This window comes from Abiotrophia defectiva ATCC 49176 (assembly GCF_000160075.2).
GTDB classification, from domain to species: domain Bacteria; phylum Bacillota; class Bacilli; order Lactobacillales; family Aerococcaceae; genus Abiotrophia; species Abiotrophia defectiva.
Genome location: NZ_KI535341.1, coordinates 1 through 17,283 on the forward strand (window position 1 = coordinate 1; position 17,283 = coordinate 17,283).

Below are 17,283 nucleotides of genomic sequence, written 5' to 3' on the forward strand. Positions count from 1 at the left end.
TCGTGAAATCAGACGGCGGGATAAGGTCATTGGCGTCTATCCTAATGTCGCTTCTGCTGAGCGATTAATTGGCGCCATCCTCATTGATCTAAACGATGCTTGGCAGGCTAACGCACGCCCCTTCCTTGTCAACTTCACCAAACGCAAATAAGCTATAGGACAGCCTACATATTTTTACACAGGATTTTGGACTTGACTGCTTTCGATTAAGTCCCTATAATTGTGTAAAAAGAAAAAGCCAGGTAATCTCTGGTACAATGTAGTTGTCGGAAAACATTGAAAGAGGAGATTACCATGACTTACCTTAATATTAACCTAAAACTTGAAGAATTAACAGAGGCAGTTTTAAACAGTGACATGAACACGCTCATGAAGTCGCTGGCCATTACCGTCTTTAATGCCTACATGGAAGAAGAACGCCACCAGTTCATCCAAGCCGCACCCCATGAACGCTCCGACCAGCGCCAAGATTATCGCAACGGCTACTATGAACGCCAATGGACGCTATCCATCGGCACCCTTAAATTACAAGTCCCACGCACGCGTTCTGGCGAGTTCAAAACCGAACTCTTTGAACGTTACCAGCGCAACGAACAGGCCTTCCTGCTTTCCATGATGGAAATGGTGGTCAATGGGGTCTCAACACGCAAAGTCACTAAAATCGTGCAAGAACTGTGTGGCGAGACGGTTTCCAAGTCCTTTGTGTCAGACGTTATGAAGCGGCTAGATCCTGAGATTGAAGCTTTCAAAAATCGGACCCTGACCCACAGCCACTTTCGCTATCTCTACCTCGATGCCCTTTACATTAAGGTGCGTGAAGAGGGTCGTGTGGTATCCAAGGCGGTCTACCTAGCTCAAGGCGTCAACGAGGCCAACAAGCGCGAAATCATCGGCTTTGGGTGTCAGAAGAAGAAAGCAAAGAGGCTTGGCTGACCTTCCTTCAGTCCCTGCGAGCCCGTGGTTTGAGCCAGCCCACCCTGATTATTTCAGACGCTCACTCCGGGCTTAGAGCCGCTATCCAGCACTGTTTTGTTGGGGTGCCTTGGCAACGTTGCGTCTTTCATTTCTTATCCAACATTGTCGAGACTATTCCCAGAAAAGGGAGTCTAGAGGCGCGCGCTAAGTTGAAGGCCATTTTCCAGGCGCCCACCGCCGAACATGCAAGGCGGCTCAAGGAAGCTTTTGAGGCCTCTGTCGCGGACAATCCTCGCTATCAGAAGGCCTTAAAGGTTTTAGATGAGGGCTTTGAAGATGCCGTTCAGTTTATGATGGAGCCTGAGATTTACCATCCCAACTTGCGGACTACTAACTCTGTCGAACGTTTGAACCGTGAAATCAGACGGCGGGATAAGGTCATTGGCGTCTACCCTAATGTCGCTTCTGCTGAGCGACTGATTGGCGCCATCCTCATTGATTTAAACGATGCTTGGCAGGCTAACGCACGCCCCTTCCTGGTCAACTTCACCAAACGCAAATAAGCTATAGGACAGCCTACATATTTTTACACAGGATTTTGGACTTGACTCCTTTTTCCCGGTTTCCGGCCCAGCCAGTGGTCCACTCCAAAGAGTGGACCACTAGCTCAGGGATTCTGCCTTGTATGTCACCCTTTCCCCACACCAAAAAGCCCCTGCCCTTAGGACAGGGGCTATCCCATCTAGGCTTCTGGCGCTAGGTGGGATTTGATAACCATGAGTTCGCTATCTTCGACGGCTTCCAGGGAGTGTACTTCGTGAGGAGCCATGCGAATGATGACGCCAGGATAGATTTCGGCTGTCTCCTTCTCATCAGAGAAAAGGATTCGCCCTTTGACTGGGACGACGACCACCGTATAAGGGACGTGGTGCTGGCCAATGGCTTGCCCGGCAGGTAGGACCAGGTGGGTGACTGTCTGGCTAGATGTCTCCACCAAATGCTCAAAACGCTCAATGTCTGTGCGACCGTGATAAACTTTCATACTTAAGACTCCTCTCAACTACTTTCCTTCATTATAACACAACACGGCCCGCCACACCTCCAGATAAACAAAAAAACCGCACCGCTTGCGTCGGCGCAAGTTGGTGTGGTTTATGTCAATGCTCGAATTTTGCCCAGCAGCCTATTATCCCTCTGTTGTTTAATAAGCTAATCTTGACGTTAGAGTCCCTAATCTCTTGGCGCCAAGTCTCCTCAAGTGCAGAGTTTTAACTCTGCGCTGGCAACTGATGCTCGTGGCAAAAGTGTAGCATTTCCCTGTATATACGAAGATGCGATCGCCCGACGTCGTGATCGTCGTGGCAGCTCTTGTTCGTCAGTACAAGCTGTCATCTCCTTGGACCAGTGAAAATCCAAAAGGCAATCGTCCCCTTTGACTGCACGGGTCTTGAGCGAGACCCTCTGCCGTCCTTCTTACTTTAGAAGGTAATCCTATGAAACTATATATGACAAGGAGTCGGTACCCCCATACACGACTTCCTTGCTGAGGAGTTTAATCACGTTGCATAGGCATTATAGCACGACTTGTTTCGCTTGAAAAGGGGGTAAACTCATTTTTTTGTCAAATTCGACATTTTTTTGATAATTGTCTATTAAATCCCAGTCTTAAGGCGCTTTGGCGACCATTTTTGCTAGTCATTTAAACTAGCCCAAGCCACCCGAAAATCGCCCCTAGCTTGGGTCAGCAATCCAAGCCTCCATTTTTCGACCTTAGTCAGCCCTCACCATAATCTTGTCAGGCAATATTAACCTTACGCTTTTATCATCTTTGCCTACATATATGACGAATTGCAAGATAACTCATCCAATTTATAAAGAATCTTTACAGCTCGGATTTGATAGCTCACCCCATCAAAAAAAGACCCGGCTATTGCCCGGTCTCCTTATCTGCTAATTTATCTTTGACGCCAGCCACCATGTTGCGCCCCATGTCCTTAATATGAGCTAGGAGACCTAGGAGACTGTCCAAATAAGTGTCGTCACCCCGCACCGCCAGCATGACCGTCTCGCTCCCCATGTAAGCTGCTAGGAAGAACAAGAGACTATAAATCAGATTGAGCAATTGAACGCCCGTCCCCACCTGATATTGCCAGTAGGCCCAAACTTCTTGGACGCCGTAGAGGGCTAGGATTAAGAGCAAGAACCATACCGCCTTCTGCCATTCAGGCGTGAAGCGTGCCTTGCGCCGCAACAAACAATAGGCTGCCGAAGCCGTTAGGATAATATTCACAGTCACCAGTAAGAAATTCAGCATCTTACTCCCTCCTCGCGTCATCTCGTTTTCTACTACTAGTATAGTAAAGTTTAGGGGCCCTAGGCAAGGAAAATTTGGCTCCAAGGTCAAAAATCGGTCTGGAGACCGAGTCCTAGACCGATTTGAGCAGTCCTAGCCAATTTGTTAGCTTCAACACTTACTAGTTGCCTTTCTAGACAGACTTGCTATAATGATGATAGTATAATCGCGCACAAGGAGCATCCAACATGAAAAAGGCAAAACTCATCGCCCATATTATTCTTATTATACTGGCTATCGGGACAGTGGATGTACTGGCCAATTTTAGTGGCTTAGATCTGATGAACCACCTGGATGCCTGGGTAGGCCGGCGCCCCGACCATATTTCGGCGCCTAATGCGTCTAGCCGCGAGTCGTCCAAGGACTCCTCCTCTAGCGATCACTCCAAGGAATCGTCTGAATCCAAATCGGAAAGTTCCTCTTCTAGCTCATCCTCTTCATCCAGCTCTTCCTCATCTGAATCCTCTTCGTCATCTAGCCAATCCTCCGAGTCCCGTCCAACAAACCAAGACAACGACGACCAAGACTCGCCAACTAGTCCAAACACTCGCCAAAACGACGACTACACCGCGCCAACAAGTCCAACCACCCCGGCGCCAAGCCCAGACCCAGTTACCCCGCCAACCCCGGCGGACCCAGTGGTCGAACCCCAACCAGACCCAACACCTGACCCAACCCCAGCCCCACCAGCAGATGGTGGCGGCGTTGATGGTGCGGGGGAATAAGTAGATAGAAAAATCCCAATCCATAATTGAACTGCACCCCATAAGTTGGACAATAAAAATCCAACTTATGGGGTGCAGTTCATATTTTCATACTTTCTACGCTTGATGCCTTTAACACGCTTTCTTCATTGAGTTTCTCACAGGTCGCATCTTCTATAGGCACTTTCGAATGGCCCGCGCCAGACCCTCAGGATTTTCCCAAGCCATTGAGTGGCCCGCATTCGGCACTACTTCAATTTTCACACCCCGCTCTTGCAACTTCTCATAATCAGGGTCGGGTAGTGTTTGTTCGCCGAAAATAAAATACTTGGGAAAGTCAAATTGATACAAGAGCTGTCTCCAAGAGACTTGTCCCCCTTGAACCGCATTTCGAGATATTTCGAATGCCGCCTTTGGCAACCAATTTCTTAAAGTCGCGAGCCAAGTTGTGTAACCTGCTTGTCGGTAGTAGGCCAGTCTCTTGGCGAATTCCTGCTCCAGGTTAGCCTCATCCAGACTCGCAATATCAAAACTGGCTGCCCCATCCGAACTTGGGTCTAGGTTTGATTCGCTCAGTATCAGCTTTTTGACGCGCTTGCTAATCAAATTACATAATTCGATAGCGACCGCTCCGCCTAAACTATGGCCGAAAACAATCACTTGATCTAGCTTCAAATCTTCCACAAACTCACTTAAATATTGAGCATGGGCCTTAACACTATATTCAAAATCCAAGGGCCTATCGCTGTAACCCGCGCCCAACAAATCAATCAGAATGATTCGCTGGCTAGGCCCCAGCATGGCGGCTACTTCAATATAGTCAAAAGAACTGGCACAGCCTAAGCCATGTATGAATAGGATTGGCGTCCCCTTGCCATGGAGGTCATGGTAGCGAACGACATATTCAGACTCTCTAATTCTGTACTCTCTCATTTCTAACTCCCCCCTAAGTTAATCCATTACTTGACACAAAAGCCTCCCACCAAAAAGGATAGAAGGCTTGTTGTATCATTCAGTTAAATTACTTTGCTTGCGATTATTCACACTCAATATGAGACTTGAAATATTTCTCTTGAAATCTAACAGCTTCTTCAATTTCTTCTACTGTAAATTTTGTTCCTATTGGAGCAACAACCCATTTTTCTTCAACGTCATCGTCCCTTTTGATAACTGCAATTAATTCTCCCTCATATTCATCTACTGCTTTATCAACGCCAAGTACATACACATCTTGTTCTTCTCCATCAGGAGCGATTATTCCTTCAACATAACCATAATTGATTGGATAAATTTGTTCCGGATAATCAGGGTGAGAGCTCCCTAGCGGACGATCTATTTTAACTTTTAAAACTTTGCCAATCATATTATCTCCTCCACAAATTCAGGGTTGTCACCCGCTATTTCCACAAGAGCCTCCCACCGAATTAGAGCTAATCTTTTCCCTTCTCCTTATACTCTTTGACAGCTTTCTGGTAGAATTCTAAATCTCTCATAATCAAAATATTGAAGCGGAGATTCTTGCTCTCCTTGTCGCCGAAAGTTCTGATTGCCACGCCGACCTTATCATTCTGGATGAATACAAAACTGTCTTTTCCTACTTGAGGATCAGCCAACAGTTTCTTAAGCTCGCTCGTCTCTTCAAGCTTGAGTACTTTTAGGTAGGCAAGTAAAGCTTCCTCAGTTCCCAAGTTCAGGCTATAGCCAAGCGTCTTGCCATCCGCACTCGCAATAATACCTTCCTGATCTTCGCTAATTTGATAGTACTTGACAGACCTGCTGTCTTCTAATGTCCTCTCTTTGGCATCTTGGAGATGTGTGTTCTTAATTAAGTCCATATAATTCTTATAAGAAGCTTCCGCATCATCGTTAATCAAGCTTTCTACCTTAGTAAAGTGGTCAGTATATAAGTTAACTAGCAAATCCAAAGCTTGATCTGCTTGTTCTTGGTCAGCTGGCCGATTCACCTTTACAAAAAAGGCTAAATCACGATAAATCCGGATACCAAACTGCCCTCCGAAGGCAAATACTTGGACAATTGCCTTGTCATTCTTAAGAATTAGGACCCGCCCTTGGAATTTGTCAGGACTTGTCAGCATCGACTCTAACTCACTGGTTGGCTCAATAGCTAAAGCTGCTAAATAGCCTTTAATAGCCTCGGCAGGAAGTTGATCAAAAGCATAACCAAGTGTTTGCCCCGTGGTGCTACCAAAAAAGGCAGCCTTATTATCCTTATTATCTCCTGTTCGATATAACAAATAGTCAACCTGAGATGACCAGGTTTCTTTTTTAGCCGGAATGCGCTCTGTGGCCTTGATAAAGTCCATGTATTGATTATAAGACTTCTCCACATCCTCGGTAATCAAGCCCTCTACTTGCGTAAAGTAGTCCTTGTATTCCTCAGCTGTTTGAGGCCCTGACTCCGCGCTGACAAGGCTAGGCACCATGAGCATGAGGGCGAATATGGCGAGTAGTAGTTTCTTCATTGGGTCACTTCCTTTATGGGGGATTCTTTTTCCTATTATAGCACGAAAGCATCGGGAACAATAACCTGCTTTCACAGGCACTTTTCAAACAGTGTCTGACCCACAGAAAGTTCTGTAGCGGTAAAACTAGTTGACTCTTGCTAATCTGCTCTAACTCCCCCACAGTGCAATAGCGTCTCCCTTGTCTTCACACTTTTTAAATTAATATAAACATACTCGACGCCTAGTAAAACAACTCCCTCGTGGTGTGTTATATAGCTAAGAGATTTAATTTTCGCAACTAGCAGTAATGCCTTACCTTTAGGAAAACGCTGAAGGAAATAAGGTCCTTCCCCTTATAAAATAGCAATAAGTAGTAATTTATGTCGTAGCCCTCATATTGATTACTATTAGCTACTTGGGTTAATATGAGAAATTTCAACCCCATAATCCAAAAAAGGAAATAGAAATTGATATGTAGTGATTGTGTAAAAGCGGTCGTAATTATTTAATTCTCCTCGGTTAGAGTAAGATTGAACTTTAAATGTGTATAGCTCTTAGTAATGCCTAATTATATCTACACCATTATCAAAATCTTAAGATGTCTTTCTGTCCGTCTTTGCTGTGTTAGTCAATATCAAGTCTCTTCTATATTTCACCATGTATAAAGCTAATAAAGTTACTTTAAACCCAAATCTTATTTGATTTCCCTCAATATATTCTCTTCCGTGTATACATTCATTTCGGATATTTAAAGAATTGCTATTATACATGAAGTGATATACGAATAGTAAATCTGGAGCATTCTCAAATCCGTTTAATTCTCTATAAATATTATCTAATAGCTCTCTAAGGATTGAGCTTGGATCCTTAAATTTCATAAACTCATCCAGGCTTTCTTTGAATGGCACGATTCCAAACAACTTCCCTAAGTGTCTAATTTCAATCTCTAATAATGGAAATAGCTGAGTTAAGTGCCCCAATGTAATATTACCTTCATATGGAATTAGTGGAAATCCTAAAAGTTCTTCTACTAAAGTATATAACTCTTTCTCCCTATCAAACATTGCGATTGCAAGCTTAGCATTCTCCTCGAATTGTTTATGTAATACTGAAACATAGATATCTAAACTTAATATATTCATGAATTTATATCCGTACTTTTCTATAATCCCCTCCACCTGGGACTTCAATATATTATCCGTATCGTGTCTGTCGAAATTAATTTCTTTATCTTTCATAGGGAAAATCGGCCTAAGTGTAATTCTATTCACTAGATAAATAATTGCATGCTCAGATACATGTTCCATAGTAGATATCATATCTGATTCTTTAGAAATTATACAAGCCTTTGCTATAACAATTGGGTTTATCATAACGCTATTATTATATTTTTCAACTTCTACTTTTGGGACTTTAGTCATTTTTGAATACTCATGTAAAGTTTCAACTTGTTTTTGATAAATATTATGCTGCCAATACGCTTGAATATTTATCATGTCTTGTTTGACAATCCTCTTGTCAATATTTTGATTTGTTCTGTTAACTTCCAAGAGAAATAACATCGCTTGATAAAATAAATTAGCAACTGATATCTCTTTTACTCCTTCAATTAACTCTAAAAACTTGGCCTTTGTCATATTGTAATATTTTTGGTTAATACATCTCGCTATATCAGCATTTCCTAGGTATTGTGTCAACGTATCAATATCCTTAATTAACAATATATCTTTATACTGATTTTCTATGTAGTCCTTTACTGAACGAATTTGATTTTTGTTTATAGGGAAAGATTGTCGGAGCTCTAATAATAAGTTTATCGAGGTAATGGAGTGTATAGTCTTATAAAAATTCCTTATCACTTCTGTCTTTGTTATCTTATCCATGACTCCTTCACTAAATAACATAGCCAATATTTTATATGTTGATGAAGAGATTATATCATAGGTGTCTCCCTTGCTAATCAGTTCCATAAGTAATTTGCAATGCGTTTCAATAATTTCTAAACTCGGGTCTCTTCTATTTAACAAAAAATCAACTGACTCTATTACATAATTTGAAATACTATGATTGAAATAACTTTTTAACTGATCTAATAAATGAGGGGTCCAACTACGATAGTCAGGGACTATGCTATCTCCGCTAGAAAACATGGGCTCTATTTTACCTTCCCGTATTGAAATCTTCAACATGTCTAATAAAGTATTTTCCTGCCATGTCAAGTTGCTTTCTCTATCGAATAATTGGTAATCAAAGCAGTTTACTGATAATAAATCACCCTCATAATTCTTTAAAAAAATTTCTGAAGAATTATACACCACCTTATTTAGATTATCTTCAATATTTTGTTTAGCTTCCTCAAATCCAACTAAGCTTGTATTCTCCAGATATAACAGAATTGCTTCCTTATCGTAATCAAAAGCCAGCATATTAATAGCTTGATGGAAATTTCTTTGCTTCAAGAATCTATCATCGATAATATATTTTGTGGCATTTCCTGAATTTTGTAGTTTTGTAATCCAGACCACTAGGAATAGAATCTTGGCAAACTTTGTATTTATCTCGTCTGAGCATCTTTCTCTTTCTATGGCCCCCACATAGTATTTTGATATTAAGTATATTTCACTTAATAATAAGTCCTTAAATTGAAGATCTCGATTACATATCTCTAAGATATTTAGAAAGCAGTGAAAAACGTGAATCAAGGGGTTAATCCTCTCATTAAAGTCACAAAATGAATCAATATCTGACAGATTATAGTTTTCTTCAATATACTCAACAAACCATTGCCAATTCTGACTATGCTCTAAAATACCATCTCCTAGTTTAACCTTGATTTCATGTCCCAAATAATCTTTGTAATTCACCTTCGACAATTTTATCCCCCACTTTACACGTTTACCTCTAAAGCAAAATTTAGTATATAGACTATTTATTTCCTTTAAAGATTAATATTATGACCTATAATATACCCCCAGTCCAAAGACTGGGGGTATATCGTGCTTTCCGAAATAACTAAAACGTACACTTAGCAATTTTCTGACTTAAAATTTATTCCCACTCGATCGTCGCTGGTGGTTTACTTGTAATATCATAGACCACGCGGTTAACATGGGCTACTTCGTTAACAATACGAGCGCTGATGACTTGCAGCACTTCCCACGGTAGGCGGGCGAAGTCGCTGGTCATCCCGTCGATAGAGGTGACGGCACGAATCCCGATGGTGTAATCGTAGGTCCGGCCATCTCCCATAACCCCAACAGACTTGAAGCCTGGGAGTACGGTGAAGTATTGCCATACATCACGTTCTAAGCCGTGGTTAGCAATCTCTTCGCGCAGAATGGCATCTGATTCACGGACGATTTCGAGTTTTTCTTCGGTGATTTCGCCGATAACCCGAATACCGAGACCTGGGCCTGGGAATGGTTGGCGCCATACCAAGCTGTCTGGCATACCCAGCGCTGTCCCCAAGGCTCGTACTTCGTCCTTGAAGAGGGTGTTGAGGGGCTCAATCAACTCGAACTGCATGTCTTCTGGCAGACCACCCACATTGTGGTGAGACTTGATGGTCTCAGCTGTCTTGGTCCCGGATTCGATGATGTCGGTGTAGAGGGTCCCTTGTGCCAGGAAGTCTACCCCTTCTAGCTTAGCTGCTTCATCATCGAAGACATAGACGAATTCATTGCCGATAATCTTACGTTTTTGTTCAGGATCGCTCACGCCGGCTAATTTGGACAAGAAGCGGTCCTTGGCGTTAACCCGAATAATGTTAAGACCGAATTTACCGGCCAGGCTATCCATGACTTGGTCGCCTTCCCCTTTACGCAAGAGGCCGTGGTCGACGAAGATACAGGTTAATTGGTCGCCAATGGCTTTCTGTAAGAGCACGCCTACGACGCTGGAGTCAACCCCACCGGACAAGCCAAGCAGGACCTTACGGTCGCCGACTTGTTGGCGAATCTTGGCTACTTCCATTTCGATGAAGTCTTCCATAGACCAGTCGCCCTTGGCCCCACAAATATTGAAGGCAAAGTTGCGGAGCAAGTCATTCCCGTGCTCAGAGTGGCGCACTTCTGGGTGGAACTGAACGCCATAGATTTGACGGGCTGGGTTCTCGAAAGCCGCTACCGGGCAGTGATCGTTAGACGCCGTCACGCTGAAGCCTTCAGGCACTTGCACGATTAAGTCACCATGGCTCATCCAAACCTTCTCATGACTATCTAAGCCAGCAAAGAGGCCTGTTTCACGTTGGTGAACATCTAACATGGAGCGACCATATTCGCGCTTGTTAGCAGATTCGACCTTACCACCCAAGAGATGAGTGGTCAACTGCATGCCATAGCAAATCCCTAAGATCGGAATCCCCAATTCGAAGATGGTGGGGTCAATGGTGAAGGCACCTTCAGCATAGACGCTGTGTGGTCCCCCTGAGAAGATAATCCCCTTGACATTGCCTTCGGCTTGAATGTCGGCTGCACTGGTATCATTGGGTAATAATTCACTGAAGACTCCAAATTCCCGAATGCGGCGGGTAATCAACTGGTTATACTGACTCCCAAAATCCAACACAATAATTTTCTCTAACGATGCCTGTGTTTTCATGCTTTGCTCCTTTACTTCATCTTATTATTGCCTATTGTATCAAAACCCTGTCCCGGTGTCATTAAATGTAGATGAGAGTTAGAGTGACTAGTCCCAACCCTATATATAACAAAAAAAGGAGGGTTGCCCCTCCTCGGTGATGCGGCCAAGAAGACTCGAACTTCCACGGGGATACCCCCACTGCCCCCTCAAGACAGCGCGTCTGCCATTCCGCCATGACCGCAAAATCACTACTCGATTATTATAGCATCCTGGACTAAGCATGGCAAGCAATTTTTTCAGAATTTTATTGCTGGTCTCCTTGTCCTAAATAGAAAAGAGGCTGAGACAAAAGTCTCAACCTCTCTTATCTAAACTAGGCTTGATCTTCAGGACGTTTGGTTGCAACGAGGCCTAATCCGGCTAGTAGGGATAGGGCAGCTGCGCTGAAGAGTAATGTTTGATCTCTTTCACCAGTAGCTGGCAATTGGCCCTTGCCCTCACTTGGCGTTAATTGAGCAGCCTGAGCCACCAATGGCCCGCCCGCTTGTTGACCTGGATTGGCAGGTTGACTTGGGGTGGATGGCTGACTTGGTTGACTTGGAGTTTCCTGACGCTTACCGAAACTTACCGCATAGAGCGAGAAGTGGTTAACCGTCAAGGCCACACGTCCATCATTCATCATCTCAAATGGCACTTCATTGACGATTTCTTTGGTGTCGCTGGTCAAGTAGTAGGCCTTGGTTACGGCCTTGTCCACTGGGAAGATGACCTTAGCATCACCTTTGACAGGGACTTCCTTGCCTTCCTTGTTGAGGAAGCTGATTTCATAGGCTTGATGCTCGTCTTCGCCTAGGGCTGCCAATTTCTCTTTGAGCGGCACAACTGATACTGCCACGATGCTTGGATCCAAGTGTTTGGTTGGAATCTTAACCGAAACGCGCGTATCGCCGTCATTATCCTCGAAGGTCGCTTCGGTCTTGTCCGCATTGAGGGTCACCTTAACCCCTTGGGTCTCATAGAGTGGCAACTTGGTGCCTGGTTGGTCTGGCTGACTTGGTTGATTTGGTTGACTTGGCTCAGGTGCCTTGATTTGCTTGAGGTAATCTGTCATACGGTCCAGGGCCAACTTGGTTAATAAGTTGTCGCGACTGAGACCTTGGTAATAGACATCTACCGCCTTGAGCGCCTGGCGGGCTTCCTGGCTATCGATGGCTTTGACCCGCTCTAATTGCGCTTGATAAGCGGATTGATCCAGCGGCGTATCGGCAATCTCTGGTAGGACAAAGCGTAATTCAGCCGCTGATTGGAAGGCGCCGCCATCCCCATAGGATTCGGTCCCAGTAATGGTTGCCTTCTTGACCTTAATTGGTTTATCGAACGGAATCACCTTGGTCTTAGCGTCGTCGGCCCAGCCGTCAAATTCAAAGCGATGTTCCTTACCTTCATCATCCACTAAGACTAGGTTCCCCTTCTTGAGGCGACCGTTCGAAGCGTCTTGGCGTGGCACATATTCAAAGCGTGTGATTTCTAATACTTTATTGAAGTTTACCGTAGCGGGTTCGCCGATGGCTCGACGATCCCATGGGGTATGCCATAAGCTGCTATTATCCCCATCGAAGGCATACCAGAAATCTTCCCCTTCATGATAAGGGGCGTCGACAGATTCAATGTCATCCCAGTTAGCGGCAGAACGTCTCATTTGTAGGGCTTCTTTGGCTGTTTGAACGGCTTCAATTAGCTTGTTGGCCTCTTCAACGCTGATCTTGTCGTCGGCTTCAGTCAAGGCTAGCAAGGCATTCTTATAAGCTTCTAGGCTATCTGGCGTGTAGTTGCCGTCTACTACTGGCACATTTTCTTTGTAGGCTTCGTCTACCAGTAATTTACCTGTAACGGTCACTTCTTCAATTTGGAGATTATCCATCATGAAGTCCTTATAACCGCGGAAGTCTACAGCACTACCGGTTTCACCTTTATTGTCAGAACCTCGGCTAGTTGAGTAAATCCCTACCCAGGTATTGCCAGAATCAGAGGCTTGTACGATGAAGCTAGCCTTACCCGGCTTGTCGGAACCCTCCCAGGTATTGCGTAAGCTATGCATCTTAAGCTTGCTGCGACGGGTGTACTCGCCATCCCCTTCGACAAAGGCATAGGCATCGTGAGAACCTGCTTCGTAATCGAAGGTGACACGATAGGTCTTACCTGCTTCAAAGCGGAAGTTTTGCGGGATGGTTTGATAGACCAGTTTGTCACGTCCGGTCAATCCATTGGTCTTGAGCGACCAGTTACCCTCAATGACATCGTTAATCTTCTTATCATTCCAGCCCCGTTGGGTATATGGATCGTGGCGTTCTGATAAGTGAGTGCGGTTATCCTCTACCCCTTCAACGTTACCGATAACGAATGGGAAAATCCCTTGTGGGACCTCTTCGAAGTCTTGCTTGAAGGTGCCTGGCGTCGTATCATGCTTGCCGCTATACATCTTGGACTGGTTCTCGAAGACCCGAATCTCATCGAAGTAAGTCGCCTCTTGATCGGCATCACGGCCGAGGGTCAGGGTAACGTTGCTGACATCGGAGCCGGTCGTGAAGAAGACATACATGTTTTGGAAGTAGCTGGTATTGCCCACCGTTGCATTCTTAGGCAAGGTGTTGTGGGCGTGTGCTTGAACATAGTTCTTAGCAATGGATTTATGGGTGTAGTTACTGATGGTTTGGTCACCAGACTTAATGGTGATGTCGGCCTTAGCATTACTACGGTTATCCACCCCAACATAGACCGCATAACGGGTGTTAGGCTTCAAATCAGTTAATTTCTGGGTTAGGGTGACGCGTTCCTTGTTACCTTCAATCCGCAGCATTTCATTAGCCCCTTGAGACTTGACGATTTGAGCGTGTTGGCTATCCCCTGTCTTAGTCCAGCGATCCAAGGTACCGCTGTTGAAACCTTGGTCATAGAGGTGTAGGCCTTCGCTCCAGGTCATGGTGCGTTTGCCTTGGGCAACCTTGTAGAGAACATAAGGTTGATTAGCCAGCGCATCAATGGTAATGCGACCTTGGCTATCAACGGCTAGTTCTACTTGTTCCTGTTTACCTTGGTCAGTCAACTTATAGAGATAGACCTTGTCGCCACGCCAAGCTTCTGGTAGGGTCCAGGTGGTTTGCCCAGCTGTCTTGGAGAAGAAGTACATCTTCTCTTTGTCGCCGGTCAAGGCTTTACCGTTAGCATCCCAGTTCCATGGAGTCAGGTAGGCGCCCGCATTTTCAATCACACGACCGTTGAGGGTCACCGTACGTTGACGGTAGCCAGCATCATTTGGATCGTTAGATAGACGCTTAATGACGATTTGGTCGCCTGCTTCATTAGCCAAATGCACTTCCATTTCTGGAATCCAGTTGTAGGTTTGGCCATTATCAGTCATTTGGACAGGGTGGCCGTTGACCCATTTAGTGACTTTATAGTGTTGGAAGAACTTAGTCATGACGTCGTGTTCGAAGAGGTTGGTAATATAGCCCTCATAGTCACTGCGACCTTGCCAACCTTCGAAGTCCTTCATGTCGTAACCACCCAGGAGTGGATAGTTGGCTGCCCCACCATAACTTGGATAGTCCCCTACCCAGGCATCTTTTTGGTGGTTGCGGATGAAACGGGCAATATTAGAGTTAATCCCCTTGTTAGTGTAGCCACCATAGGTTAGGTCAGCTGCCCAGTGTTGGAAGGTGGAATCATATTCGCCCCCGTGGCCCCACTCAATGGTGAAGCGCCAACCTTGGCTATTGATTTCCTTGGCGATAACGTGGGTAGCCCAAGCGCCATTGTCCCCGGATTGGCCGTTGCCCCATACGTCTAGGTAAATAAAGTCTAGGCCTTCGCCTAAGGTTTCTTTGAGGTCTTTCCAGCGTTTGAGACGGTTATGGGCTAAGTCGTAAGCCGCATCAATGTTAATCCCTTGGTCTAGCCAGTTCCAACCATAGCTATAGGTGCCGTCTTCGCGTTTGCGCAGAATCGCTTCGCTAAAGTATTTAGATTCTGGATAGGTTTCCGAGGCATTGACGTGAATCCCCAGTTTAGCCCCGTATTGCTTGGATTTTTCAATCAGGGTCTTGAAGTCTTTGACGCCCCCAATACGACGGCCAATGTCGGCATAGTTGAGGTGGCCAGAGTCGTGCCCCTCACTCCCGTAACCCTTAAGCAAGACAGATTGGCCTAGGCCATCCGTATGCAGATTGACCTTCTTAATCCCGTCTAGGGTCATGAGGAATGGGTTTTGCGCATGAGAACCGAAGTTCATAGCAATCCGGTAAGCTACCAGATCCGGCACACTTTCAGAACCTTTAGGGTTATTCATAATCCTGCGGAAGGCGATGGCCCCATCCTGCCAGTCTACTTGCTTGTCCTTATTAAGGTCTTGGGCAAAGACCACCTTGCTACTTGGCAATTCGAGGGTATATTCAGGATAAACCAGTTTGCCATAGGCCCGTTGATAATAGTAAGGCGAGCTTTGAATCCCAATATAGTTAACGCCTGCTACGCGTTGCTTGAAGGCGGTTAGACGGGTAAAGTCTTCAGAACCACCACCGTAGCTAAATTGAGAGTTACTCCAAACACCGGCAGCGACTTTGTCAGAAGAAACAAAGCCATACATGAAGCCATAGGCAAAATCATCCATCTTACCTGGTACTAAGTCCACATGGCTATCACCCGCCCGGTGGGTATTATTGGACATCCAAGAGCCGTCGAACTTGGATCCAGTTTGATTAGAGCCGACAGAAACTAGGGTGTTACCTGGGAATTCAATCGTGGAAATCAATTTACGAGGGTTATCGATTTCCTTGCCCATGGTCACCAAGTTCTTGTTTTCCACCTTTGTCACATCAAAGTGCAGTTCATTGCCCACAACCTTGAGTTGGACGGTAATAACCGCATCAATAAAAGCTTCAGGATTCTTAACTGTCAGCGTATACTCAGCAGTCGCTTGGTCCACCTTGCGGTAAGTCACTTGAGGCTTAACATCGGTCCCGTTAATGCTGAGCTTATCTAGTTTTTGCACTTGCCCGGTCATGGTATGGCCGCCGAACTGATAGTGCTTGATGCGTGGGAAGAGGGTATCAATTTCAGCATCTAAGACGTCCGAACGAATGTGGTCGTAGACGACATCTTGGTCGTTGGCTGCTAAGCCTGGATCCACCGCGCCATTATCTGGTTGACTTGGCTTGAGGTTAGACTGGTCGTCTGCTTGCACAGCCACAGTGGTCCGTTCGTTGCCCCAGGTTGCTGCCTTAAGGTAAATTTTATTTTGTCCTTCTAAGGCCGCCTTCACTTCTTCAGGCACAAGTAAGGTATCGAAGAGGCTCTTCCCATTGTTAGTGGCATTAAGCTGGCCATCCTTCTTGTAAGTGATGGAGAGATTGTTGACCTCTCCTGCTTTAGGAGCTGCTACCCGACCTTTTTGATACCAGGTGCTAGCCTTAGGCGATTTATATTCCCAGAACCAACCATCGCGGTCGTAGCCGACGAAGATATGGTTGGCAGGGTCCTTATACTTAAGGAAAACCCCGAAGCGGGATTGTTTTTCCGTTGATAGGTCCTTGAAGGTCAAGTTGACACTGGCATTGCCGTCTTGGTCCACTTCCAACCCCTTTTTCTCAAAGAGGGCAGGGTTCTGCCCGTTATCATTCTGAGCAGTAGAAGCCAGTTTGTTGTAACGTACGCCGCCTTCTTCTACGACTTCGACGGTCCCTTTACGGCTGCCGGTCGCAGTCCAGTCTGGTGCTACTACTTTGTCTTCGGCGGTCGCAGGGCTTGCCTGCTCAGTTGCAGCAGGACTTGGAGTCTCTGCCGCTGGCGTCTCAGCTGGGCTGGCCGCTTCTGAGGGTGTTTCAGTTGCTGCTGGCGTATCTGTTGCTGTAGGGGCAGCTTCCGCACTTGCAGCTGGCTCAACCACGTCAATGGCTCCCGCCGGAACAGGCTCTACCTCACTGGTGGCTGGGGTGTCGGAGACAGCTTCTTGGGCTGATACGCTTGGGCTTTGGCCTAAGAGAAAGGCCCCGATAATGACAGAGCAAGTCCCAACACTGAGCTTACGAATGGAAAAACGACACTTCTTATCAAACAAGTTTTGAATCGAATTTCGCATGATAATCCTCCTTATAAAATATAATAGTTTCTTACCCCTCTATTATATTGTATCCCCTTACAAAAAGAATTATAAATTCTTGCTGAATCATTTAGCTTTCTTGCGATATTTGTCTTTTAATTACGTTCCTTA

The 17,283-nt window shown here is 45.4% G+C and carries 10 protein-coding genes, 1 tRNA gene and 1 pseudogene; 3 read left to right on the forward strand and 9 right to left on the reverse strand.

The features are described from left to right. Together GCWU000182_RS10435 and GCWU000182_RS07430 are read left to right on the forward strand one after the other, a co-directional pair. Positions 1-151, forward strand: a 151-nt coding sequence (locus GCWU000182_RS10435) for a transposase (RefSeq protein ID WP_023392203.1), incomplete at its 5' end; no start/stop codon positions are given. Positions 152-294: 143 nt separating this feature from the next. Continuing rightward, positions 295-1,478, forward strand: a pseudogene (locus tag GCWU000182_RS07430) (IS256 family transposase). A 179-nt stretch (positions 1,479-1,657) separates the two neighbouring features. Here the strand turns inward: GCWU000182_RS07430 and GCWU000182_RS07435 are convergent. Then, entirely contained in the window at positions 1,658-1,957 is a 300-nt protein-coding gene (locus tag GCWU000182_RS07435; protein WP_023392207.1) for a cupin domain-containing protein, read from the reverse strand. An 885-nt stretch (positions 1,958-2,842) separates the two neighbouring features. Next, entirely contained in the window at positions 2,843-3,229 is a 387-nt protein-coding gene (locus tag GCWU000182_RS07440; protein WP_035364768.1) for a hypothetical protein, read from the reverse strand. Between the two features lie 227 nt (positions 3,230-3,456). On the opposite strand from GCWU000182_RS07440, the gene GCWU000182_RS07445 reads away from it, so the two are divergent. After that, positions 3,457-3,993: a hypothetical protein gene (locus tag GCWU000182_RS07445; RefSeq protein WP_023392209.1), complete on the forward strand. Its 537-nt coding sequence runs from the start codon at positions 3,457-3,459 to the stop codon at positions 3,991-3,993. 153 nt (positions 3,994-4,146) lie between these two features. Here the strand turns inward: GCWU000182_RS07445 and GCWU000182_RS07450 are convergent, their stop codons facing one another. The 7 genes from GCWU000182_RS07450 to GCWU000182_RS07480 form a co-directional block, all read right to left on the reverse strand. After that, positions 4,147-4,905 carry an alpha/beta fold hydrolase gene (locus GCWU000182_RS07450; protein ID WP_023392210.1) on the reverse strand — a complete coding sequence of 253 codons (759 nt, stop codon included), beginning with the start codon at positions 4,903-4,905 and terminating at the stop codon, positions 4,147-4,149. 103 nt (positions 4,906-5,008) lie between these two features. Further along, positions 5,009-5,335 (reverse strand): inorganic diphosphatase, encoded by a 327-nt coding sequence (locus tag GCWU000182_RS07455; protein WP_023392211.1) that lies wholly within the window; start codon positions 5,333-5,335, stop codon positions 5,009-5,011. 67 nt (positions 5,336-5,402) lie between these two features. Then, the gene (locus GCWU000182_RS07460) at positions 5,403-6,455 is read right to left on the reverse strand and encodes a hypothetical protein (RefSeq protein ID WP_023392212.1); all 1,053 of its coding nucleotides are present in this window, start codon (positions 6,453-6,455) and stop codon (positions 5,403-5,405) included. A 575-nt stretch (positions 6,456-7,030) separates the two neighbouring features. Then, positions 7,031-9,301, reverse strand: a complete 2,271-nt coding sequence (locus GCWU000182_RS07465; protein WP_023392213.1) for a hypothetical protein — start codon at positions 9,299-9,301, stop codon at positions 7,031-7,033. Positions 9,302-9,485: 184 nt separating this feature from the next. Further along, entirely contained in the window at positions 9,486-11,036 is a 1,551-nt protein-coding gene (gene guaA, locus GCWU000182_RS07470; protein WP_023392214.1) for a glutamine-hydrolyzing GMP synthase, read from the reverse strand. 140 nt (positions 11,037-11,176) lie between these two features. Further along, positions 11,177-11,259 (reverse strand) — tRNA-Leu (locus tag GCWU000182_RS07475). A gap of 132 nt (positions 11,260-11,391) precedes the next feature. Next, complete coding sequence (locus GCWU000182_RS07480) at positions 11,392-17,151, reverse strand: endo-alpha-N-acetylgalactosaminidase family protein (protein WP_023392215.1); 5,760 nt, start codon at positions 17,149-17,151, stop codon at positions 11,392-11,394. Positions 17,152-17,283 lie beyond the last annotated feature (132 nt).